This is a genomic window from Priestia endophytica, assembly GCF_026790145.1.
In the GTDB taxonomy this organism is placed as follows: Bacteria; Bacillota; Bacilli; order Bacillales; family Bacillaceae_H; genus Bacillus_I; species Bacillus_I endophytica_A.
In genome coordinates, this window is the sequence record NZ_JALAMS010000024.1 from 1 (window position 1) to 23701 (window position 23701).

General features: G+C 36.9%; 20 protein-coding genes, 1 pseudogene and 3 riboswitches. Of the genes and pseudogenes, 3 read left to right on the forward strand and 18 right to left on the reverse strand.

The genetic code is table 11. From position 1 onward, the window contains the following. Nucleotides 1-431: 431 nt before the first annotated feature. From MOC86_RS18055 to MOC86_RS18080, 6 genes are all read right to left on the reverse strand, one after another. A complete protein-coding gene (locus tag MOC86_RS18055; protein WP_268585380.1) occupies nt 432-1754 on the reverse strand; it encodes an NCS2 family permease in 1323 nt (440 codons plus the stop codon). Nucleotides 1755-1863: 109 nt separating this feature from the next. Then, nucleotides 1864-1965: riboswitch (purine riboswitch) on the reverse strand. A gap of 103 nt (nt 1966-2068) precedes the next feature. Beyond that, nucleotides 2069-3589, reverse strand: a complete 1521-nt coding sequence (gene guaA / locus MOC86_RS18060) for a glutamine-hydrolyzing GMP synthase (protein WP_268585428.1) — start codon at nt 3587-3589, stop codon at nt 2069-2071. Nucleotides 3590-3724: 135 nt separating this feature from the next. Further along, nucleotides 3725-3826, reverse strand: a riboswitch (purine riboswitch). A gap of 95 nt (nt 3827-3921) precedes the next feature. Then, nucleotides 3922-6081 (reverse strand): transglutaminaseTgpA domain-containing protein, encoded by a 2160-nt coding sequence (locus MOC86_RS18065; protein ID WP_268585381.1) that lies wholly within the window; start codon nt 6079-6081, stop codon nt 3922-3924. A 4-nt stretch (nt 6082-6085) separates the two neighbouring features. Further along, a complete protein-coding gene (locus MOC86_RS18070; RefSeq protein ID WP_268585382.1) occupies nt 6086-7282 on the reverse strand; it encodes a DUF58 domain-containing protein in 1197 nt (398 codons plus the stop codon). Nucleotides 7283-7294: 12 nt separating this feature from the next. Then, nucleotides 7295-8245, reverse strand: a complete 951-nt coding sequence (locus tag MOC86_RS18075; protein WP_268585383.1) for an AAA family ATPase — start codon at nt 8243-8245, stop codon at nt 7295-7297. A 262-nt stretch (nt 8246-8507) separates the two neighbouring features. After that, the gene (locus tag MOC86_RS18080) at nt 8508-9185 is read right to left on the reverse strand and encodes a GntR family transcriptional regulator (RefSeq protein ID WP_268585384.1); all 678 of its coding nucleotides are present in this window, start codon (nt 9183-9185) and stop codon (nt 8508-8510) included. A gap of 174 nt (nt 9186-9359) precedes the next feature. Between MOC86_RS18080 and MOC86_RS18085 the strand changes: the two genes are divergently transcribed. Beyond that, nucleotides 9360-10100: a sulfite exporter TauE/SafE family protein gene (locus tag MOC86_RS18085; RefSeq protein WP_019390641.1), complete on the forward strand. Its 741-nt coding sequence runs from the start codon at nt 9360-9362 to the stop codon at nt 10098-10100. Nucleotides 10101-10229: 129 nt separating this feature from the next. After that, on the forward strand, nt 10230-11129 hold the full coding sequence (locus tag MOC86_RS18090) for a thermonuclease family protein (protein WP_268585385.1): 900 nt from the start codon (nt 10230-10232) through the stop codon (nt 11127-11129). A 44-nt stretch (nt 11130-11173) separates the two neighbouring features. Here MOC86_RS18090 and rpiB read toward each other — a convergent pair whose 3' ends face one another. Further along, nucleotides 11174-11626, reverse strand: a complete 453-nt coding sequence (gene rpiB / locus MOC86_RS18095) for a ribose 5-phosphate isomerase B (protein WP_268585429.1) — start codon at nt 11624-11626, stop codon at nt 11174-11176. Nucleotides 11627-11805: 179 nt separating this feature from the next. Then, complete coding sequence (locus MOC86_RS27525) at nt 11806-11889, reverse strand: GapA-binding peptide SR1P (protein WP_410914774.1); 84 nt, start codon at nt 11887-11889, stop codon at nt 11806-11808. Nucleotides 11890-12116: 227 nt separating this feature from the next. Here MOC86_RS27525 and MOC86_RS18100 point away from each other — a divergent pair, with 227 nt between their 5' ends. After that, nucleotides 12117-12827 carry a FadR/GntR family transcriptional regulator gene (locus MOC86_RS18100; protein ID WP_268585430.1) on the forward strand — a complete coding sequence of 237 codons (711 nt, stop codon included), beginning with the start codon at nt 12117-12119 and terminating at the stop codon, nt 12825-12827. A gap of 136 nt (nt 12828-12963) precedes the next feature. On the opposite strand, the gene MOC86_RS18105 is transcribed toward MOC86_RS18100, so the two are convergent. The 10 genes and pseudogenes from MOC86_RS18105 to MOC86_RS18150 form a co-directional block, all read right to left on the reverse strand. After that, nucleotides 12964-14316 carry an MFS transporter gene (locus tag MOC86_RS18105; protein ID WP_268585386.1) on the reverse strand — a complete coding sequence of 451 codons (1353 nt, stop codon included), beginning with the start codon at nt 14314-14316 and terminating at the stop codon, nt 12964-12966. Nucleotides 14317-14850: 534 nt separating this feature from the next. Further along, a pseudogene (locus MOC86_RS18110) lies at nt 14851-15385 on the reverse strand (cupin domain-containing protein). A gap of 91 nt (nt 15386-15476) precedes the next feature. Continuing rightward, nucleotides 15477-16238, reverse strand: a complete 762-nt coding sequence (locus MOC86_RS18115; RefSeq protein WP_268585387.1) for a 3-oxoacyl-ACP reductase — start codon at nt 16236-16238, stop codon at nt 15477-15479. A gap of 109 nt (nt 16239-16347) precedes the next feature. After that, a riboswitch (TPP riboswitch) is annotated at nt 16348-16446 on the reverse strand. An 89-nt stretch (nt 16447-16535) separates the two neighbouring features. Beyond that, nucleotides 16536-17429, reverse strand: a complete 894-nt coding sequence (gene rbsB / locus MOC86_RS18120; protein WP_419146656.1) for a ribose ABC transporter substrate-binding protein RbsB — start codon at nt 17427-17429, stop codon at nt 16536-16538. Between the two features lie 36 nt (nt 17430-17465). Next, nucleotides 17466-18422, reverse strand: coding sequence for a ribose ABC transporter permease RbsC (gene rbsC / locus MOC86_RS18125; RefSeq protein ID WP_268585389.1), 957 nt, complete (start codon nt 18420-18422; stop codon nt 17466-17468). 1 nt (nt 18423) lies between these two features. Further along, entirely contained in the window at nt 18424-19905 is a 1482-nt protein-coding gene (locus tag MOC86_RS18130; protein ID WP_268585390.1) for a sugar ABC transporter ATP-binding protein, read from the reverse strand. Between the two features lie 15 nt (nt 19906-19920). Then, nucleotides 19921-20316 carry a D-ribose pyranase gene (gene rbsD, locus MOC86_RS18135; RefSeq protein WP_268585391.1) on the reverse strand — a complete coding sequence of 132 codons (396 nt, stop codon included), beginning with the start codon at nt 20314-20316 and terminating at the stop codon, nt 19921-19923. Beyond that, nucleotides 20313-21191 carry a ribokinase gene (gene rbsK / locus MOC86_RS18140; protein WP_268585392.1) on the reverse strand — a complete coding sequence of 293 codons (879 nt, stop codon included), beginning with the start codon at nt 21189-21191 and terminating at the stop codon, nt 20313-20315. The genes rbsD and rbsK overlap by 4 nt, the downstream gene beginning before the upstream one ends. Beyond that, nucleotides 21184-22173, reverse strand: coding sequence for a LacI family DNA-binding transcriptional regulator (locus MOC86_RS18145; protein ID WP_268585393.1), 990 nt, complete (start codon nt 22171-22173; stop codon nt 21184-21186). Before MOC86_RS18145 ends, rbsK begins: the two co-directional genes overlap by 8 nt. Nucleotides 22174-22350: 177 nt before the next feature. Continuing rightward, nucleotides 22351-23553 (reverse strand): Gfo/Idh/MocA family protein, encoded by a 1203-nt coding sequence (locus MOC86_RS18150; protein WP_268585394.1) that lies wholly within the window; start codon nt 23551-23553, stop codon nt 22351-22353. Between the last annotated feature and the right edge of the window lie 148 nt (nt 23554-23701).

Genomic DNA, 23701 nt, shown 5'->3' on the forward strand with positions numbered 1-23701 from the left:
TATAAGGCACGCCGCCAGCGTTCGTCCTGAGCCAGGATCAAACTCTCCATAGAAAGTTTGGTTTCATCTTTCGATGTCCATAGCTTTTTGTTTCTAATAAGAAACGTTGTTTTAAAAATAAAATAGAATTAACGTTGACGTATTTTGTTCAGTTTTCAAAGGTCAATCTTTCTTGTATCGTTGTTAGCGACTCTTACTATGTTACCATCATTTAAAAGTTAAGTCAATAACTTTTTTATTTCTTTTTTTAAAGTTACTGTTTGTTTTGCAGCAACGTTTAATAATATACCACGAGTAATTTTAATGGTCAATACCTTTTCTTATATTTTTCTACTATAAAATAATCCCCTTCCCTTTTCCTTTTATTCACAAAACTTTTAGATACAAAAAAGCCTTCTTTTAATAAAGAAGGCTCCCTCGACATTACTGTTCTATTCAAGAAAAATAAAGTATAGCAGGAAGATAACAAACAATCCGTACATCACTGGATGCACTTCTTTTCCTCTTCCTTTAAACAACATTGTAATAGGATAAAAGATAAAGCCAATCGCAATCCCTGTTGCAATACTATACGTTAACGGCATCATAATTAACGTAAAGAAGGCTGGTACAGCTGTTTCAAATTCATCCCACTTAATAAGACGAAGGCTTGCTACCATAAGAACTCCTACAACAATTAATGCAGGTGCTGTTACAGCTGAAGTAACAACAGTTAGTAAAGGTGAGAAAAATAATGCTACCAGGAAGAATAGCCCTGTTACTACTGATGTAAATCCACTTCGTCCTCCTGCCGCAACTCCTGCTGTTGATTCGATGTAAGCTGTTGTTGTTGATGTTCCGAATAAAGCTCCAGCAGCTGCTGCTGTTGAATCTGCTAACAATGCTTTGCCTGCTCTTGGAAGCTTATTATCTTTCATAAGTCCCGCTTGCGTTGCTACTGCAACAAGTGTACCTGTTGTATCAAAGAAAGCAACGAATAAAAACGTTAAAATTACAACAAGCATATCTAAGTTAAAAACATCACCAAAGTGAGAAATTGCTACGCCAAATGTTGGCTCAATGCTTGGAATCGGAGCAATTATACTTGTTGGGGTATTAATCAATCCTGTAAGCATCCCAACAATAGCAGTAACGATCATCCCGATAAAAATTCCACCATTAACTCTCAATACTAATAGAATAATCGTAACAATTAGTCCAAATACAGCTAGAAGCGTTGATCCTTTTGCTAAATCTCCTAGAGCAACAAATGTACTTTCACTTGCTACAATGATTTCCGAATTTTTCATCCCGATAAACGTAATATAGAGTCCAATTCCTGCTCCAACTGCATATTTTAGCTCAATTGGAATTGCATTAATTATCTTTTCTCGTATTCCACCAACAGTTAAGCAAATAAAGATAAGCCCTGAAGCAAAAACACCTGCAAGAGCTGTCTCCCATGGAACACCCATTCCAAGAACAACTGAATAAGCAAAGAATGCGTTAAGCCCCATCCCTGGTGCTAATGCAATTGGATATTTTGCTAAAATCCCCATCATAATCGAACCAAATGCAGCAGCTAAAGCTGTTGCTGTAAAGATTGCTCCCTGATCCATATGCATTGAATCTGGAAGTCCTTCTGTATCTGCTAATGATAAAATACTTGGGTTTACAAATAAAATATAAGCCATGGATAAGAACGTCGTAAAACCCGCCAATGTTTCTATTCGAAACGTAGTTTGAAGCTTATCAAACTCAAAATACTTCTTCATTGTATATTTTCCTCCTAGATATAGCGTCTTAAAAAAACAAAAAAGCACTTCCTATACCGAAAGTACTTAAAGCTGACGCAAAGAACAACAAAGTTGACAGAGGTTATCCCCTTTTTTTGTTGTACCTCGTAGTCAAGCCATTTACGGTAGCTCGGTAGAAACTTTTGGGCCATATTCCCCAAATTATACGATGGAAAGAGAACTTTATTTTATTATCCTTAGTTAGTTTAGCAGGGTTTTAAATAAAGCGCAATAAAAAAACGAACATTCTTATGAAGAATGTTCGTTTTCGTTCGCTTTTACATTTTTTGATCTTATTCCCACTCAATTGTTGCAGGTGGCTTACTTGTAATATCGTACACAACGCGGTTAATGTGTGATACTTCATTAACAATACGCGTTGAGATTTTCTCAAGTACATCCCATGGAATACGAGCCCAGTCAGATGTCATACCATCAATAGATGTTACCGCACGAATACCAATTGTATAGTCATACGTACGTGCATCTCCCATAACTCCTACACTACGGATATCAGGAAGAACTGTGAAGTATTGCCAGATATCACGTTCTAATCCAGCATTACTTACTTCTTCACGTAAGATGGCATCTGATTCACGAACAATTTCTAGCTTCTCTTCAGTAATTGCTCCAAGTACACGGATTCCTAGACCAGGACCTGGGAATGGTTGACGCCAAACGATGTCGTCTGGAATACCAAGCTCAGTACCAAGTGCACGTACTTCGTCTTTGAATAACGCGTTTAATGGTTCAATAAGCGTAAACTGCATGTCTTCTGGAAGACCACCTACGTTATGATGTGATTTAATTGTTTGAGCAGTTGCTGTACCACTCTCAATAATATCTGTATAAAGAGTTCCTTGAGCAAGGAAATCCATACCTTCTAGTTTAGCTGCTTCATCATCGAAAACATAAATGAACTCGTTACCGATAATTTTACGCTTTTTCTCTGGATCTGAAACGCCTTCTAGTTTGCTCATAAAGCGCTCTTTTGCATCAATCTTAATAACATTCATATTGAAACCTTCGCTGAATGTTTTCATAACGCCTTCTGCTTCACCTTTACGAAGAAGACCATGATCAACAAAGATACATGTAAGCTGATCACCAATTGCTTTATGAATAAGAACAGCAACAACAGAAGAATCTACGCCACCGCTAAGTGCACAAAGAACTTTGCGATCGCCAACTTGTTCACGAATTTTTTCGAGTTCAATCTCGATAAAATTCTCCATTGACCAGTTATCTTCACAGTCACAAATTTCAAACACGAAGTTCTTTAATAGTTCATTTCCGTATACAGAATGACGCACTTCTGGATGGAATTGTACTGCATAAAGATTTTTATCTTTGTTGCTAATAGAAGCAATTGGGCAAGCTGGGCTAATTGCATCAATATCAAATCCTGGAGGAGTTTCAACAACAAGGTCGCTGTGGCTCATCCAAACGATTTGCTCATCTGGTAAGTCTTTAAATAAAAGAGACTCATTTTGAGTTTGGATAGATGCTTTTCCGTACTCACGATGTTTTGCTCCTTCTACTTTTCCACCATAATGATGAGTCATAAGTTGCATACCATAGCAAATACCTAGCACTGGAATGCCTAATTCAAAAATTTCTGGATCGCAGCGGAATGAGTTTTCTCCATACACACTGTTTGGTCCACCTGATAAAATGATTCCTTTTGGATTCATTTCTCTAATTTCCTCAGGAGTAATTGTATGAGGATGAAGCTCACTATACACACCAAACTCGCGAATTCGACGAGTAATTAGCTGGTTGTATTGGCTTCCAAAGTCTAAAACAAGAATCATGCCTTCCACAACGTTCACCTCTTCAGTAAATTTGTCACACAGTTGTACCTAACATAAAAACAGAATAAAAATAAAAAGCTAGAACTCTTACCTTCATAAAAAATAAAGGCAGAATTCTAGCTTGAGAAAACCTCAATCTAAATCTTCTGCCTTCATAGTCAGAACGTTTAAGGTGTTCCGGTAGAGACTCTCGATCCATATTATCGAGTATATATGAAGGACAACCGTTCTTTTCAAACGATGCAACAGAGCAAAGCGGAACATGTTCGTCTATACGTTAAGCTTGTCTACTGTATCAATTGACATTATTCTATCAATGTGCGATAAGACGGTCAAGAACTTGCCTTTTTAATTAAATTTTCCCACAATTCAATTATCGCTTTTGAATCTTCTCTTTTATACTGTTCCCTATAAACCATTTCTTCATAATAAAACGTTAGTTTGCTCATCTCTTTTGTTCCAATTCTTTCATCAACTTCTGCAGCAAACTGGCGAAGAGTTTGTCCTTTCTCCCTTGCTACCCCTTTACGCTGCCACTGTTTTAAAAGAGATTTGTACGCTTTATTAAAAGATGCTTTATCGTCTTTTGGGCGGTACATTCTAATTAAAAATGTTGGCATCCATTTCTGTCTTGTTACATAAAGGAGAACTCCAATTAGAGCAATCAAGAAAAGAAGGATTACCCAAATTTTATCTATACTAACAGATGATAACAAGCTATTTCCACTCTCTTTCGCTTCCTTTGCAGTACTTTTTTCTTCTTCTTGAACTGGTTGTGCAGCTGCTGGAGTTGCTCTTATATCATCACTTTCTTCTACTGCTGCATTTTCATTTTCTTCTAGGTCGTATGTGAAATCATACGGATTACTAAAACTTTTTGTTGGCTCAAATGGAACCCAACCAAGCGTTGGAAAATAAACTTCAACCCATGAGTGAGCATTGTTCTCTGTCACCTCATAAATATCTTTGTCTCCCTTTGTCTCCACATAAGACCCTTGTGTATATCCTTTCACCCAACGAGCTGGAATATCAACAGAGCGAAGTAACACAACCATTGAGGTAGAGAAATTGTCACAGTATCCTCTTTTCGTTTCAAACAGAAACTGATCAACATAATCTTCATTTTCCTTCGGTACCGCAATATCTTCTGTATCATACACATACGGGTTTTCTGAAAAGTAGTATTCAATAGCTTTTGCTTTATCATAACGATTAGTTTGATCACCTGTAATCTCAACAGCTAAATCTCGTACACGCTGTGGTACGTTTTCAGGCAACTGTGTATATGTTTGCTGAAATAAAGGATTATCTTCTTTTTCATCCTTCTCACTTCCAAGACCTCGTAATATTTCTACTTTATACTCAGGATAATCATACGTATATTGAAGAGAATTCACTTCTCCTTGTTCTGAAATAATACGCTCTTTTTCAACTGATTGAACTAAAAAGTCGCTCTCAGGATTACTGCTAATTGTATTAAAAGAAGCTGGATACATAATTAATGAAGAAGGATTAGCAAATGTAAGCTCTGCTTCTGCTTTTTCATTTGGCACCGTTTCTTTATTGTACTGAAAAATGCCTTTTAAATTATCAAGTTCATATTTATTCGTCTCATCTTCACTAGCAACCCACCCTTTTCCTGTATAGGTGTTCTTTGTTTCGATTTTCCAGTAGTTATCTTGAGTTGTAGCTGCTGTAAAGACAAGCGTATCATCTCCTGAAAACCCTCCCCCTAATTCAGAATCATCTTCCCCAAATCCAACTTTCTTTTGGCCGCTTCCTGAGTCACCATTGTATACCCCTTCTGCATATCCTTGGAGATATGGTACAGGATCTGGCCACTGTGGAGAAGGTTTTGGCGCAATATATGCTGCGGTCATAGAAATCATAATAATGATTAGTGATAACACCGTCATCTTCCGACTTGTTCTTCTATTCTCTGTGATTTCTTTTAAGCGTTCAAAATGCAAAAAACTCAGTAAAAATAGACCAATAAATACGATGCGAATGATTGGCACAAATGCCTCATACGGTGAAAAAGTATCAAGAATTGTAACGTATATAAGCGTTAAGAGTAAGAAAAAGAAGATGTTTTTTTGTAAAATCACCCAATAGTAGATAACGTAACACATTACCCATAGTATGAGAAAAAACAGAACTGTTCTCGATAAGGTTGTTAAGCTATAAACATCCATCCATGAAGAACTCACAAAATCTTTTGAAAGATTTTCAATCAAGATAGAAAGCAATGAAAAGTCAGCAATTTCTCCTTCTCCAAACATTTGATAAAGGCTCCAATACATATAAACAAGTTTGACTGTCCACTTAATAAGAAGAGACGGCACAAAGATCGCTAGCAGAAAATTCAAGATAATGAAGGCTAGAAAGTAATGAATGCCTCCTGTATTTGTAACGGTTTCGAGTGGTTTTAACCATTCCCATAAGAGAAAAAACGAGCCAAAATATAAAAGAAGCTGTGTAAAAACATTCATTTTGTTACGCGCTGTTACCCCACTGTCGATTCACCTCAATTATTCCATTTTCAAAAGCATCCATATTTACTTCATGTAAAACAAACGAAGAGGACTTCAGCGCACTATGCTGCACTCCCTCGTTCGGAATAATCATATGGAGTTTTGCTGCTGGTGCTTTTTCCAGCATTGCAGCTTCTCTTATTCCTTGCTCACTTGGAAAAACGAGTAATTCTCTCATTCGACTCCACCTCTGAAGTTCATGTGGAGCTCGCTCCCAAAATGGGTAGTCTTCTTCGCTTTTGACAGTTGCTAAATAATAGAGAACCTGCTTCATCTCAGCAAGACTTTCCACTTTTCCACTGTATCCCTTTCGGCCAATAAGGAGGATTTGAAATTTTTGATCATTTGTAGCCATCCAATACATAAAGGAAGCTGCAAGCGACATTCGCTGTTCAAAGTAGTTGTCATTTCGTAAATCTACTAAAAGCCCAATCCCTTCATCTTCCTCTATTCTTGGTTCAAATTCTTTTGAAACAAGTCCTTGAATACGAGCGGAGGCTTTCCAGTGGATTTGTGAAAACTTATCCCCTGCAATGTAATTTCGTACTCCCGAAACAATATTTGACTGATTTCCTTTGTGGAGACTTAGCTTTTCCCCTTCTTGTTCTTTATAGCTTTGAATAAACGGCTGAACATCTAGAACATTTGGCAACACAATAAAAGAATCTTCAGTTTTAATGCTTCCTTTTTTAAAAACAAGACCAAATAAATCACTTGCTTTAATCGTAAGTTCTGTTAACTCATGTTCCCCTCTTCTAGCATTCGGGATTTCATAGTGAAATGTGATATGACGCTTAAAAAATGGCGAATAGATCTTTCTTAGCTTATTTGTTTCTCCCTCTAATCCTTTTGGGCATTTCTCTTCAACAATGAGAAATGCGATTGGAAAGAATCTCTTGAGCTCAATTTCTATGGAGAACTTTACTGTTTCTCCGTAAAAATAGGAGGATTTTTCAAGACTTCTCTTCACTTTTACTCTCTTTACCGGATACAAAAGCAAAAGAAAGCTATAAAGCAGAATAGGAGAAAAGCTATAAAGTAAAAACCAACTTACAAACCCACCTTGAAACATAGCATATGAAAAAAGAAACCCTACCATAAAAACTACTGTAAAAAGCTGAGTTATATAATGTTCACGAATCGTTTTTAAAATCTTCAAAGCACACCTCTCCTATCCAATCACAGGTACAGATGTCTCATGCAGAAGTTCTTGAAGAACGTCTGCAGCATCTTTACGTTCAAAACTTCCTTGTGCATTAACAGTAATTCGGTGAGACAAAATGGATGAAACAAGAAGTTGGACATCATCTGGAATGACATAATCCCTTCCTTGAAGCAGCGCAAATGCTTGAGCGGCTTTTAAAAGAGCAATAGAACCACGAGGACTTACACCTAATTGAATGAGCGGATGGTTTCTTGTTTTATTTACAATGCTTACAATATATCTTTTCACTAAATCACTTGCATGAACAAACTGAACTTCCTTTTGAAGTTCTTTTAGTTCATCCATTGTAATAATAGAAGGTAAATTAATGCTTGTATGGGATGTGAGTGATGTTTTTAAAATATTCATTTCTTGCTCTGGCGTTGGATATCCCATCTTAATTTTAAGTAGAAATCGATCAAGCTGAGCTTCAGGAAGGCGATACGTTCCTTCAAAATCAACGGGGTTTTGGGTTGCCATTACAAAGAAAGGTTCTGGCAAAGGACGCGTTACTCCATCAACTGTAATAAACCCTTCTTCCATTGCTTCTAAAAGAGCCGATTGGGTTTTTGGAGATGTTCTATTGATCTCGTCAGCTAGCACAAACTGAGCCATAATCGGACCTTGTCTATATTCAAATTCGTTCTCACGTTGATTGTAAATAGATGCACCTAAAACGTCTGATGGAAGAAGGTCTGGAGTAAATTGAATTCTTTTGAAATCTGCTCCAATTGACGCTGCTAATGCTTTCATCATTTTTGTTTTTCCAACTCCTGGAACATCTTCAAGAAGAACATGACCTTTAGAAAGAAGAGCAACCAAACTAAGCATTACAACATCTCTTTTTCCAACTAGAATCGTTTCAATACTATTTATAATTTCTTCCGCTTTTCTTTGAACAAACTGCGCTTGTATCATCACCTAACCTCCAAATATTTACCTATTTACTAGTCTATCATGTTCGTTTCTTTCTTTTTTAATTTTTTGCTATTTTTTACATATAATTATCAATGCAATACCTCTTTTTAAATTTTCTAAACTTGCTTTATTTTCTATCATCTTATATTATTTACGCTTATTTTACTATTTAAACGTCCGACACCACTCTAGTTTTCCTGCTTTTTATTAGAACCTTATAATAAAAAAGACTCTTTTCATCATGAGAAAGAGTCTTTTAACGTTAACTATAATCTTGTTCTTCTACTAATACTTCTTTTAAATGAGCCAAATCGTGTTCAAGGTGCTGTACCATTGAGGCAGAAGCCCCTTCATTGTCCCGGTTTTTCATTTTCTCAAAAATATCGTAGTGCTGACTTAAAATAATGCTTGTTCGTTTTTCTCCTCGAAAGTTTAAAATACGACAAAAGTGGACGAGAGAATTAAGCTCATCAATCTGTTTCTTTAAACGAGCATTTTTTGTATATTCAACAATCATATAATGAAAAGATTCATTAAGGTGAATCAGCTCATCTTGGCAATTCTCTTTTACGGCTGCTTCTTCTGTCTTCTTTAAGATGTGTTCTAATTGAGAGATTTCTTCCTCACTTGCTTTTTCAGTTGCTAACTTTGTCGCAAATGATTCAAGAGCCATACGACAAAAATAAATCTCTTCTACATCCCGTACTGTTGGGTTGTAGACTATAACTCTCGATTTTTCATCAACATGCACAAGCCCTTCCTTTTCTAAAAGACGAATCGCTTCCCGAATCGGACTTTTACTTACATTAAAATCTTTTGCAAGCTGAGTTTCTACAATACGCTCTCCTGGTTTAAACTTCCCTGTAAATATCATTTTTTTTATTTGATTATAAAATTGCTCATAATATGGTAATGGCTTTTGAACTTTAAAGTCACTCACTTTATCACTCTTTTCTTTTTCTCTTCTTGTATAAATAAGTTTCGTTTTGTAAAATAATTAGTGGTCGACAAGATTCAGTCGACTATAAAAGTATAAGAGGAACGGTCAGGAATTATCAACTTTACTTTTTTCCTCCTCTGTTCTTTTAATTATTTCATTAGGAGGATATACAACATGCTTATTATTCTTACCATGCTCGTGCTTGGAGCTCTTCTTGGCTTTATTGGAGCTGGAGGTGCTGGGTTCGTAATTGCTCTTTTAACCGTTGTATTTAGTATTGATATCCATACAGCACTTGGTACCTCTCTTGCTGCAATGTCTTTTACTAGCCTATCAGGAGCTTATAGTCATTTTCAAGAGAAAAATATTCATTTAAAGATTGGTCTTATTGTTGGGATTTTTGCTGCAATCGGGTCCTTTATTGGAGCTAAGTTTGCTGCTCTCATCCCTGCAGATTTCCTACATTACCTTACTGCTAGTATGCTTTTCTTATCTGCTATTCTCATTTTAGTAAAACTGTTTTTATTAAAAGATACAGCAAACCAAAAATTAATGGGAAATGCTGAACTTTGGATAAAGAGTATTATTCTTGGAATTATAACAGGCATTATGTCTGGAACCTTTGGAATTGGCTCAGCTCCATTTATTCAGCTTGGTCTTCTTATGTTATTAAATTTATCTGTTCGCCAATCAGTTGGAACAACAATGCTCGTTATTATTCCAATTTCACTTGGCGGCGGTCTTGGCTATATTACAGAAGGATATGTTGATTTTCTTCTCCTTCTAAAAGTGCTAATTGGTACAATGTCTGGTGCCTATATTGGAGCCAAATTCACAAATCTAGCTCCAAAATCCCTTTTAAAAACCGCCATTTTTGCTACACCTGCTGCTGCCGGTTTGATTCTTCTCTTCTAGAATAAAATAACTTTGAAACCATTTACTTATACAAAAATTAGCAGTAATATTAATAATCGTAGTTACGAAGAAGGTGATATTTACGCCTTCTTTTTTCTATACTGTAAGGAGAATAAAGGAGGATTCTTTTTGAAAAAACATTATTTGCTTTGTGTTGTTTTGATGCTTAGCTTTTTTGTCGCTTTAACTGGCTGTGGTACATCATCTGATTCAATGTCAACTTCCTCAACTACCACAGAAGAAAGCAGTTCAAACGATTCATCTTCATCAAGTGCTGATATAAATAAGGAAAAGAAAGATGAAAACACGGAAAAGGAATCGGAAACCGCTTCTTCTCGTCTTCAAGCAACTGTTACGCGCGTAGTTGATGGAGATACGTTAAGAGCAACCGTGAATGGAAAAGAAGAAAAAGTTCGCCTAATTCTTGTTGATACACCAGAAACAGTTCACCCTTCCAAACCAGTTCAACCTGTAGGACCTGAAGCATCCTCTTTTACAAAAAAGATGCTTTCAAATAAAAAAATTGAAATTGAACCTGGTGTTCAAGAACGTGACCAGTATGGTCGCCTTTTAGCGTATATCTATGTAGATGGAAAAATGTTCAATAAAACGCTTATTGAAAAAGGCTTAGCTCGTGTGGCCGTTTTCCCACCAAACACCCGCTATCTAGATGAGTTTAAAGCGCTTGAACAAAAAGCAAAAGCCGCTAAACTAGGCATCTGGCAATATGAAAACTATGTAACAGATAAGGGATATAATGATACTGTTGTTGGAAGTACATATTCTTCTGATCAATCTTCATCTCAATCATCAGAAAAGACATCTACCAACACTACCTCTTCAACGCAAAATACGCCAGAGCCTGCAAAAGAAACAGGTTCTTGTACTATTAAAGGAAATATTTCAAGCTCTGGAGAAAAGATTTATCATATGCCAGGCGGTGCTTATTACGACCGAACAATTGCAGAAAAAATGTTTTGCTCAACAAGCGAAGCAAAGAATCATGGATATCGTGCTTCACAAAGATAATCAACTAAAAAAGCCCCATTCCTTATTTAAGGAACAGGGTTTTTTTAGTTCGAACTATATTCCTTCTCTATGTTACTAATTTTATCAACTCGTACTTTATGTCTTCCACCTTCAAAAGGTGTTTCTAACCAGATTTTCACAATATCACGTGCAAGTCCTGGACCAATAACTCGTTCTCCCATTGCAAGCACGTTTGAATCATTATGCTCTCTTGTTGCTCTTGCACTAAATGTATCATGAACAAGAGCACAGCGGATTCCTTCTACTTTGTTGGCTGCAATACTCATTCCAATACCTGTCCCACAAATTAATATCCCTCTGTCTGCTTCTCCAGTTGACACCTTTTCTGCAACTGGAAGAGCATAATCTGGATAATCAACAGATGTATCACATGAGCATCCCATATCTTCATATTCTACGTTCATTTCTTCAAGCAAAGAAATGATTTCTTTGCGAATGTTTATTCCTCCGTGATCAGAGGCAATGATGATTTTCATGATTTTCATGATTTTCACTCCTACTTGTACAGGGCTTTATCTGTTTTAATAATTTAATTGTCCCTTTAACTTATACACTAATAATAAAGGTAACCCTTCTGATTTGTAAACCTTTTCAAAGAATAACAAACAACTAGTTATGATTTTCTTCACCCTGTTTTAAGATACGTTCTACACTCTCATACTGTATAAAGATAACGAGCTTTTTCGTTCTCTAGATGATCAATAACTGTATTACAAGTATGATAAATCAAAGTTACCATTTTCTCTCCTCCTCACTCATTCGTACACTTACTTACTATGTAAATAAATAACAAGCTTCATTTTCACACTAGCCAACTTCATATAAATATTAAGTATGAATCTCAGCAAATTTGTTACAGTAAAAGCAAGCTAATAGATTCTTAAAATAGAGAATTTTTTGCCCTTCAAAACAGAAAAGTATATAATAAAACTACGTTTTAGTAACGATGAATTTATAGTGAGAGAAGTGATTTTTATCAGTTTTAATCCTGTATCAAACAAGAAATTATACATTCAAATTTATGACCAAATTCTTTCACAAATTGAACTCGGTACATTCAAAATTGGAGATAAACTTCCTTCTGAACGAGAGCTGTGCGCGAACTTCGGTGTTAGTCGTGCACCTGTAAGACAAGCATTAAGTGCACTTGAAATGAACGGAATTATTTATTCAAGACAAGGTGAAGGAGTTTTCGTAAAAAACACAAAAATTACAACGGGAACTTCTCAGTCTTCTTCTCTTTTAGAAAATGTATCGCCTGAAGATATTGTGGAAGCAAGAATGACAATTGAACCTCTTATTGTTAAGCTTGCAGCAATGAGAGCTACTGCTGAAGATATCGCAGACTTAAGAAAAACTATTGATATGATGGAAGAAGAAACAAAACAGGGAATTTATGTGCCTGAAACAGATGAGAAACTACATAAAGGCATTGCAAAGGCTTCTCATAATGATTTATTTATTACTTTCATGGCGGATATTAGCAACGCAATGAAAAAACAAGAAATGTGGCAGTTTATTCGCGACCGTACAGTAACTCGTCCAGATTATCGAGAAGTGAATTTTAAAGAGCATAAAATGCTTATTGAGGCAATTGAAAATCATGATGAGAAGAAAGCAGTTGAAATGATGACTTCTCATATGAAAAACCTTTTTGAACGGTACTGGAAAGTGTAAACCATTCCACAAAGAAATGATTGCAGATCTGTGCTTGTTCTTTGAGCTAACAAAAAGGATGCACCTTATGTGCATCCTTTTTGTATAAAAAGCGTTACATCGTTTTATAAAATAAGCCAACAAAGATTCTTAATGATCATGTATTAATAGAGTTCTTTAACTCAGATTGTTCATTATCTTCCTCCACTTTATGACTAACTGCCTTACCTGATTGCTTTACTAAAAATAGAATAATCGCTGCTCCAATCACTAAACTAACTCCTAGAAAAATCATACTTGTATTAAAAGAACCTGTAACATCTTTAATATACCCAACGATATAAGGACCAAAGAAACCACCAAGATTTCCAACACTGTTAATGAGCGCAATTGCTCCTCCTGCAGCTGCCCCTGTTAGAAATGAAGGAGGAATAGCCCAAAATGGAGAGTATGCTCCAAATGCTCCACATAAAGCAATGGTTAAAAAGATAAATGATAAGACAATGCTTGTACTTGCTACATAGCTACTCGCAATCATAGCCACTGCACTAGTTGTTAAACAAACCGCCACATGCCAACGCCTTTCATTCTTTTTATCAGAGTGATTACCAACCATAATCATTACGACCATGGCAATCGTATACATCAATCCTAGTACCCACCCCATACCTTGTGTGCTTAGTGATGTTTCTTCTGCCAGACCTTGAGAAATGGTAGGGAGAAACATATTAATACCGTAATAGCCAACCATCCAACAGAAGTATCCAATTGATAAGATCAATACATCCCGATCTTTTAAAGCTTGCGCAAAAGTATAATGCTTCACTTCTTCCTTTTCCTGTCTTTCTTTTGCAATTACACTCATTAGCCATTCCTTTTCACCACGATTTAACCAGTTTACATCTTCAAGCCTGTCATCAAGATAGAAGTAACAGATAATACCTAGAATGAGTGCTGGAATAGCCTCTAAAATAAATAGCCATTGCCACCCTGCTAAACCCAACCAGTCAATTCCTAATAGAAATGTAGAAAGAGGCGAACCTATAGCATTTGCTCCTGGAATAGCGAGCATAAATCCTGCAATAGCTTTAGCATGGTGTTTTGTTTGGAAGAAACCGCTCAAATAATAAACCATACAAGGATAGAAACTAGCTTCCGCCACTCCTAAAAGAAAACGAGCAATATAAAACTGTGTAGGAGTTTGGACAAATGCCATAAAGATGGCGATAATCGCCCATGTTACCATAATGCGGCTAATCCATTTTCTTGCCCCAATCTTTGTCATCATAGCGCTTCCCGGAACTTCTAGCAAAAAATAACCAATAAAGAAAATTCCTGCTCCTAATCCAAAGACAGCATTGGAGAACCAAAGATCTTCGTTCATTTGTAACGCCGCAAATCCGATATTTACTCTATCTAGTATTGCGATAATAAAACATAAGAATAGAAACGGAATTAGTCGAAGTGTTACTTTCCTTGTTGTAGAACGTTCTAGTTCAAGCTGATTCAAGATAAATCCCCCTTTTAGGCTTTTTTGGCCTTTTCTTTTAACCTTGCTTCCTTATCCCTCTGATATCAACCATCCTAAATTAAGCGCTTTCGATTAAACTAAACATTCTCTTCTCCCCTGCCTTTATTATTTAATTGTGTTTGTATTACTACAGCATTTCTTTTGTTGTTTTGATGCTATTATCGACTGTAATGCTGATAATAAACTTCCTTTCCAATCTACTCTGCCATTCGATGTAAATTAAATATTTTGTAAGTGCTTACAAAAGGAGTTTTACTTGTTGCAAGTCCTACTGCAATTTCAGCCTCTTTTTGTTCTGCAATTCTTATATTAAATATTTTTTTAAAAACTAACCTGTATACTTGTAATACAACTAACTTACAATACAAGTATACAGGCAATCATTTTTATTGTCTATATTTTTTAAAAAGTCTGTTAATTACAGAACTCATATAAAAAGAAGGGTGTTTCTCTAACAGAGAAACACCCTTCTTTCATCTTTATCTCTTTATTTATAAACATAATTTACACTAATTACTTCTCTCGTTCAGCAGCCTCTGCTTCTTTTTTCGTTCGATGCACCGTACCAAACGGATGCTCAGGGGGTGCATAAATAGAGTAAATCTTCAATGGTCTATTCCCTATATTTGTGCCATTATGCCATGTCCCCGCAGGTACCATAATGGCATCATCATCAGAAACTCTTTCCCGAAAGGATAAGTTATTTTTTGTTTTTCCCATCTGAACAAGTCCTCGGCCTTCTTCAATCCTTAAAAACTGATCTGTTTTCGGATGAATTTCAAGCCCAATGTCTTCTCCTTGTTTAATACTCATCTAATGTAACCTGCAGATAACGTCCTGTCCATAAGGCTGTACGAAACGTTTTATTTTGCTTAGTGGCTTCATTAATATTTACTACAAACGGCTGTCTTCCATAATCTTTTAACTCCATTTTTTCTCTGCTGTACCAATAGGAATAAGCTTCATATGGATTAGACCTGTACTCTGCTTGAAATACTGGATACTGTACGTAATAAGGATAGGAATACATATAAGGAGAATAATACATTTCTCTTCATTCCTTTCATATGCTTATAAAATATCCTATACGCCCTCTTAGTAGCATATTCCGTTTTCCATTCTCCTTATGAAGTGCATCTTTAGTTCATCGTTAAGCCACTATCAACTACAATATTTTGTCCTGTAATTCCTTTAGCTCTGTCAGATCCTAAGAATACCACTGTTTCAGCTACATCTTTTGGGGTGGTGACACGATTTAAAGCAGAACTATTTGCGACAATGTTGAACACTTCCTCTGTTGTAAGGGCACTAGCATCTGTTGTTTGTAAAAGACCACCTGATACCATATTGACCGTAATGCCATATTGTCCGAGCTCTTTTGCCATGTTTCTTGTAAATCCAACTAGAGCTGCTTTTCCTGTTGTATATTGATGATAAGGAACAATGGGATTCTGAAATAAATTTGTACCAATATTCACGACTCTCGCATTATCTGTTTCTTTCAAATATGGTAAAGCTGCTTGAATAGTATTCAATGCTCCATGAACAGATCCTTCAAACTGTTCTACATATTTCCCCCAGCTTAACTCATGGACAGGCTCTTGTGCATTTGGATCAAATTTAAAATTTATAAGAGCATTATTGATAATAATATTAATACATCCATAATGCTTAATCGTTTGGTTCACTAACTTTTCAACCTCATGTTTATTTGTAATATCAGCATAAAGTGCGATTGCGTTTTCTTTCCCTAACTCATCTACTAAAATTTCGGCACTTTCTTTGTTCTGATAATAATTCACCACAACACCGTATCCATTTTCTACGAACGTTCTTGCAATCTCAGATCCTAATCCTCTACTCGCTCCTGTTACTAATGCAATTCCTTTGAAGTTTTTCATCGAACAAATTCCTTTCAATTTCGTATTTACAATAAACTTGAAAGAGAGAGTGAATACAAAAAGCCCTTTCACTCGTCAAAAGTAAAAGGGCTGAACATTCTTCATGTACAAACTGTATACTTTTACTCCCTACGCGAGTATTAACTCTCAGGTTCAAAGGGTCAGGTTTTCACCTTCTCAACTCGTATGAGTTCCCCTGTAAAATATTTATTGTCAATATTATTATATTTTAGCTTCTAACGTTTGTACAATTTTAAAAGCATCACACTCCCCTAAAGGGCACATGATGCCTTTTCATTATTCCTTCGTCATTAACTTCAACGGTGCTGCAATATTCTTTTCAACTTTCTTGCCTTTTAAAACATCACTTGCAGCTTTAACAGCTAGCTCACCAATTAATTCTGGTTGCTGTGCCACAGTTGCCGCTAACTTCCCTTCTTTTACAGCATTAACAGCATCTTCATTCCCGTCAAATCCAACAACAAGAACATCTCGACCTGAGCTGTTAATTGCTTGGATAGCTCCTAATGCCATTTCATCATTATGAGCGAATACTGCTTTAATATCTGAGTTTCCTTGCAGTAAGTTCTCCATTACATTCAAACCTTTTGTACGATCAAAATCTGCAGACTGTTTTGCCACAACATCAAGTTTTTGATCTGCTACATTATGAAATCCTTTGCCTCGTTCACGTGTTGCAGATGCTCCTGGAGTTCCTTCAAGTTCAGCTACTTTCGCTCCTTCACCTAACTTTTCAACAATGTAATCAGCTGCCATTTCGCCACCCTTTACATTGTCAGAAGCAACTAACGTTTCGACCTTTCCTTTATCTGCTGAACGATCTAATGTAACAACAGGAATGCCAATATTGTTAGCTGATTGAACAGCTGTTGAAATAGCTGCTGAATCTGTTGGGTTAATCAGTAAAACATCAACCCCTTGTTGTAGTAAATCTTCAACATCGTTAACTTGCTTAGCTGAATCGTTCTGTGCGTCAACAATCACAACGTCCATTCCTTGCTTTTTCACTTCTTTTACAACTCCATTTTTTAATGAAACAAAGAACGGGTTATTTAACGTAGAAACCGATAAGCCAATTTTAATATCTTCTAAATTTCCTTTTTTCTTTGGTTTTGCCCATTCTGGAGGCTCTAATGAACAAGCCGCTAGAATAAGAAGTGAAAACGACATGAGTACAAGTAAGACCTTTTTCAATGAGAACCCCTCCTATGCTGATTTTTTTCGATCAATTAACACCGCAATCAAGATAACAACACCTTTTACAACCATCTGGAAGAATGATGATACACCTAATAAGTTCAAACCATTGTTTAACGTTCCAATAATTAAAGCACCAATCAATGTTCCAACAATTAAACCACGGCCACCAGATAAACTTGTTCCACCTAATACAACAGCTGCAATCGCATCTAACTCATAAGAAGTTCCTGCTGTTGGTTGCGCTGAGTTTAAACGAGATGTTAAAATCGCTCCTGCTAAAGCCGATAAAAGTCCTGCTAGCGCATAAATCATCACTTTTACTCGTGGTACTTTAATGCCTGAAATAAGAGCTGCTTTTTCATTTCCACCAATGGCATATGTTTTACGGCCAAATGATGTTTTGTGTAAAATCACCCATAGCACTGCAAATGCAATAATCATCGTAATTGCAGGAACTGGAATACCTAAGAAATAACCACGTCCAAATAGTTGGAAGGCATAGTTTTCACCAAGACCTGTAATCGGGTTTCCATCTGTATAGACAAGCGTTAAACCACGGAAAATTGTCATTGTTGCAAGCGTTGCGATAAATGGTGCCATTTTTCCTTTTGTAATAAGAAGACCGTTAATCGCTCCCATTACTGCACCTAAGATACATCCAATTAAAATAGCTAAAATCGGGTCAATACCTGATACAATCATTCCAGCAATTAGCGCGCTAGATAGAGCCAAAATCGACCCTACTGACAAATCAATCCCACCCGTCAAAATAACAAATGTCATTCCAAAGGCAATAAGCGCATTAATCGCAACTTGGCGCAGTAAATTTAATAGATTCAGTGGTTCTAAAAAGCTTGGATTTAAAATTGATACGATTGCAACTAAAATAATAAATCCGAGTAATGGTCCAAGCTTTTGCAGTAAATTATCAACATGATTTACTTTGTTTATAACTGGTTTCATGTTACTTCCCTCCTGTTGCAAATGTCATAATTTTTTCTTGTGTTGCTTCTTCTTTCATTAATTCCCCTGTAATTCTACCTTCATGAACAACGAGGATACGATCACTCATCCCAAGCACTTCAGGAAGCTCAGACGAGACCATAATAATGGCAACTCCTCTGTCTGTTAGTTCATTCATTAACTGGTAAATTTCACGTTTCGCCCCAACATCGACTCCTCGCGTTGGTTCATCTAGAATTAACACTTTTGGACCAATACCAACCCATTTGGCAATAACTACTTTTTGCTGATTTCCACCAGAAAGGTTTTTCGCACTTGTTTTTCCTGATTCTGCTTTGATTTGTAAGCGCTTAATTAACAGATCGACAAATTCACTCTCTGTCTTATCATCAATAAGCCCTTTTTTAGAAAAACTTTTTAAGTTCGGCAACGCCATGTTATCCCGAATCGAAAAATCTAAAATAAGTCCTTCTGTTTTACGGTCTTCAGTAATAAATCCAATGCCTAGTTTGACGGCTTCATATGGATTTTTAATCGATACTTTCTGACCATTCACCAATATCTCGCCATCGTCTAATTTATCTAATCCAAACAAGGCTCGCATAATCTCGGTTCGACCTGCTCCCATCAATCCTGAGACTCCAACGATTTCGCCTTCTTTCACAGAGAAACTTACCTTTTGAAAAGCTCCATTTCTCGTAGCATTGCGAACTTCTAACACCTTTTCACCAAGTGTTGGTGCTCGTTCTGGAAAACGATCGGTTAATTCGCGCCCAACCATCTTCCGGACAACCTCATCAAAGTTCGTTTCCCGAATTGCCTTCGTATCAACGGTTTTACCATCTCGCATTACTGTAATGCGATCACAAATGGTGAAAATCTCTTCCATCCGGTGCGAAATATAGACAATGGACACTCCTTCTTTTTTAAGAGCATTGATTACTTCAAAAAGCTTCTGAATTTCACGTTCTGTTAATGCAGCAGTTGGCTCATCCATGATAATGACTTTTGCATTTGTCATCAACGCTTTAGCAATTTCAATCATTTGCTGCTGACCAACTGAACAAAGCCCTGCTTCTTGCTCAAGTGGAATCGTAACCGAAAGTTTTTCAAATTGCTTTTTTGATAGCGATTTCATTTCTTTCGTCTTTAAAAAGCCAAGCGGTGTTTTCAGCTCTTTTCCAATAAACAAGTTATCGAGTACAGTCATATCCGGCCAAACGTTTAACTCTTGATGAATAAACGCAATACCATACTGCTCTGCTTCTTTTGGGCTCTTAAAATATGTTTCTTTTCCATCAATGAAAATGGTTCCTTGATCTCGTTTATGAAGACCCGTTAAGATGTTCATCATCGTCGATTTTCCGGCTCCGTTCTCACCCATCAAAGCGTGAACTTCACCTTCTTTTAATTCGAAATCCACTCCTGACAACACTTGGTTTGTTCCAAATGCTTTATGAATACCATTCATTTTAATATGCATAACGCTCACCTCTTTCTAGAAGATTACCCCTGCTTGTAAAATACAGTTAGCATATGGAGTAACTTCACCTGTTCGAATAACGGCTTTGACGTTGTTTGTTAAATGTTTGAACTCCTCATGAGAAACTTCTTGAATATCCGTGTTAGTGAACCTCTCTTGCATATACTGCATAACATCCTGGTTTTGAGTGCTCATCTCACTTGCAATCGTCACTTTTTCAACGACCATATCATCCGTAATCGCATTCACCACATCTCTGTAGCTTGGGACACCTAATGTAAGAGCTAGATCAATACGCTGTACATGATCTGGGATAGGAAGACCTGCATCGGCAATAGCAATGAGGTCTGTATGTCCTAGATCTGCGAGCACTTTTGAGATATGGCTATTTAATATTCCTTGTCGTTTCATAGCGCTTCCTCCACTTCTTCTCGTGTTGGCATACCACCTTGTGCTCCAAACTTTGTAACAGATAAAGATGCAGCGCGGTTGGCAAATTGTAAACTTTCTTCAATGCTTTTTCCTTCTCCTAAGGCTACAGCTAGTGCTGCATTGAATGTATCTCCTGCCCCTGTCGTATCAACAGCTTCTACAGTATAGGATGGAACAAGGATTTCTTTCTCTCCGTCATAGTAACGAGCCCCTTGCTTTCCTTCTGTAATAAATACTTTGTTTGGATATTTTTTTAATGCTTCGTCTATACTTAAATTGTTAAATAACACTGCTGCTTCATGTTCATTTGGCGTAATATATGTGGCGCGGTTAATCACGTCTTGAGAAAGCGGACGAGCTGGCGCCGGATTAAGAAGAAGTGGTATATTATACTCCTCACAAATTTCACTCACATATTCTACTGTTTCTTCTGGAATTTCTTGTTGAATGAGCACAATTTTAGCTTTCTTAATCTCATCAATCACGCTTTTCACATATTCAGGTGTAATATAATCATTAGCTCCCTTTACAAAAACAATGCTATTATCGCCTTCTGCTAATACAATATGAGCCGTTCCGCTCCTCACACCTGTAACCGGTTTCACATTGGTTACACTAACATGATTTTCTTTAAAGTTAGCTAGTATTTCTTCTCCGTAATGGTCATCTCCTACACAGCCAATCATCTTTACGTTTGCTCCTAATCGAGCAGATGCAACCGCTTGGTTTGCCCCTTTTCCCCCTGGTACTGTTTCAAATGATTCTCCAAGAACGGTCTCTCCAGCCCCTGGTCGTATTGCAGATGTTACAACTAAGTCCATTGATGAACTTCCAATAACTACGATTTCACTCATTTCCCTCAACCTCTCTTGTCGTTTCTCGTTCTATAAATGTTACAGGCATTTCAACATGATTTTGCTCAACATATTCTTTTCTCATTAACTTGATTAAGAGACGAGCAGCTTCTTTGCCCATTTCATAAGCAGGCTGTCTCATTGTTGATAATGACGGAAAAAGCAGGCTGCTCTGCGGAATATCATCAAACCCAATGATTTGAACCTCTTTCGGAATAAACTTCCCAAGACGAAGGGCTTCATGTAAAACTGCTGTTGCCACAATATCATTACTTGCAAGGACTCCATCTGTATCTGGGTATGTTTCAAACAATTCTTTTGCCCATTTTTTAGCCTCTTCAAAAGCAAAGGATGTTGTTCCCATCACATAAAAATCAACATTTGATTCACTCAAGTATTCTAGCGCCCCTTGAAATCGATCTTGAGCAGGCTGGATATGAGCTGGGCCTTTTAGTAGCGTTATTCGTCTGCTCCCTCGTTTTACCATTTCCCTGGCTGCTGTTCTACCGCCTTCTCTTCCATCTCCATAAACTGATGGATAGTCTTTCGACGTTTGATCTAGAAACACAACTGGAATCGATAAATCTTTATAATTTGTATCACTTCTATCATTGGTAGCTGAAATAATGCCAACTACGTTATTTTGAACAAATGTATGAATATAATCGAGTTCTTTTTCAGGCTGTTCATCACTATTTCCAAATAATAAGCGAAACCCTTCTTTTTGCATTTCATCTTCTACCCCTCGTGCTAGTTGTGGGAAGAATGGGTTTGTAATGTCTGGTAGCAATAAGCCGATCAGCTTTGACTTCTTTTTATAAAGGGAGCGGGCTACTTCATTTGGGCTATAATTGAGCTCTTCCATGGCAGCTGCTACTCGTTTTCTTGTATCTTCGTGAACGTAGCCATTCTCATTCAGAACACGAGATACGGTTGCAACTGATACGCCTGCTTCTTTCGCTACATCTCGAATTGTTGCCATTTGCTCCCCTCCTTCAGGTTTGTGTAACCGTTTACACAAGTAGAATATCATGAACTTATGAATTATACAAGAATAAATTTATTTGTGTTATCAGGATAATAGAAAAAGGGCTCTCCAAAGTTCCTTGGACCTTGAAGAACCCTTCCTCATTCAGTTAAGTTATACTTTTTCCTCCACTTAATTTACATCTAATAGTGGACGATCAGCAAAGTCTACCCATACAGATCCTTTTTCTGCTGAGCGTACACAATTTTCAAGCCAGCGAATTCCGTCAATTCCAGCATCGATATCAGGATATACTAAACTTCTTAGTGTTTCTTCATCATTACGATTTTTCGCATCAATTGCTATTGCAAATTTCAAATATATATTTGCCCATGATTCTGATAATCCTTCTGTATGAAGAGCACCCAAACGCTCATCAGCATTGCACTGGTCATCAAGGTATGGCATCGCACGAATTAAAGTTTGAACTGGCTCTCCCTGTACTTCATAGCGTAGTTCTCCTGGCTTACTATCCCACCATTCTAGACTAGCTTTTGAACCGACAATTCGAATCCGATGTCCATCCATGCACCCCGCATTAACTGAAGAAGTCCAAAGTCGACCAACAGCTCCATTTTCATAGTGCATTGAAACGAATGCATTGTCTTCTAATGGCGCTCTGCTGTTTATAAAGCTTTGTCGGTCACAAAGCAACTTTTTAACTTTCATATTCGGCATGATTAACTGAGACATATAATACGTGTGTGTCGATAGATCACCTAATACAAATGTTGGTCCTGCTATTTTAGGATCTACTCTCCACTTTTGGGCATCGCTAAATTTATCTGCATCTTCTGTTGAACTAAAACCGTGTGTATACTGAAGATCTACAATTCGAATATCACCGATTTTTCCTTGTTCAATCATAGCGCGCATTTGAAGTAGCATTTGATTTCCAGAGAATCCATAAGTCACACCAACAATCTTCCCTTTTTGTTCAGCAAGACGTTTAATTTCTTCTCCTTCTTCTGATGTAAAGAATAATGGCTTCTCACAAATAACATGAAGGCCAGCTTCTAACGCTGCTTTTGTAATCTCATAATGCGTTCCGTTTGGTGTAGCAATTGATACAACTTCTACACCATCTTCCAGTTTAGCCTCCTCAGCAAACATAGCTTGGTAGTTTGGATAACAGCGGGAATCTTCAACTCCAATATTTATCCCAAAATCTTTTCCACGTTCAGGATCAATATCAAAAGCTCCTGCCTTTAATGTAAAAGCGGTATTGTCACGCAAAGCCCCAAGACGATGTTTATATCCAACTTGTCCAAGTCTTCCTCCACCTACCATTCCCCAGCGTAAAGGTCTTGAAATCTTTCTTTCACCATTTAACATATTAAAAACTCCTCTCATTGTTGAGTTATTGAATGAAATAAGCAAAACTGTCTATATGCAACTATAATTATAAGAATAATCTGATATTTTTCTTTAGATTATGAAGTCGACTTTTTGTCTTTTAAGGCCATTTTTTAGACTTCCTCTT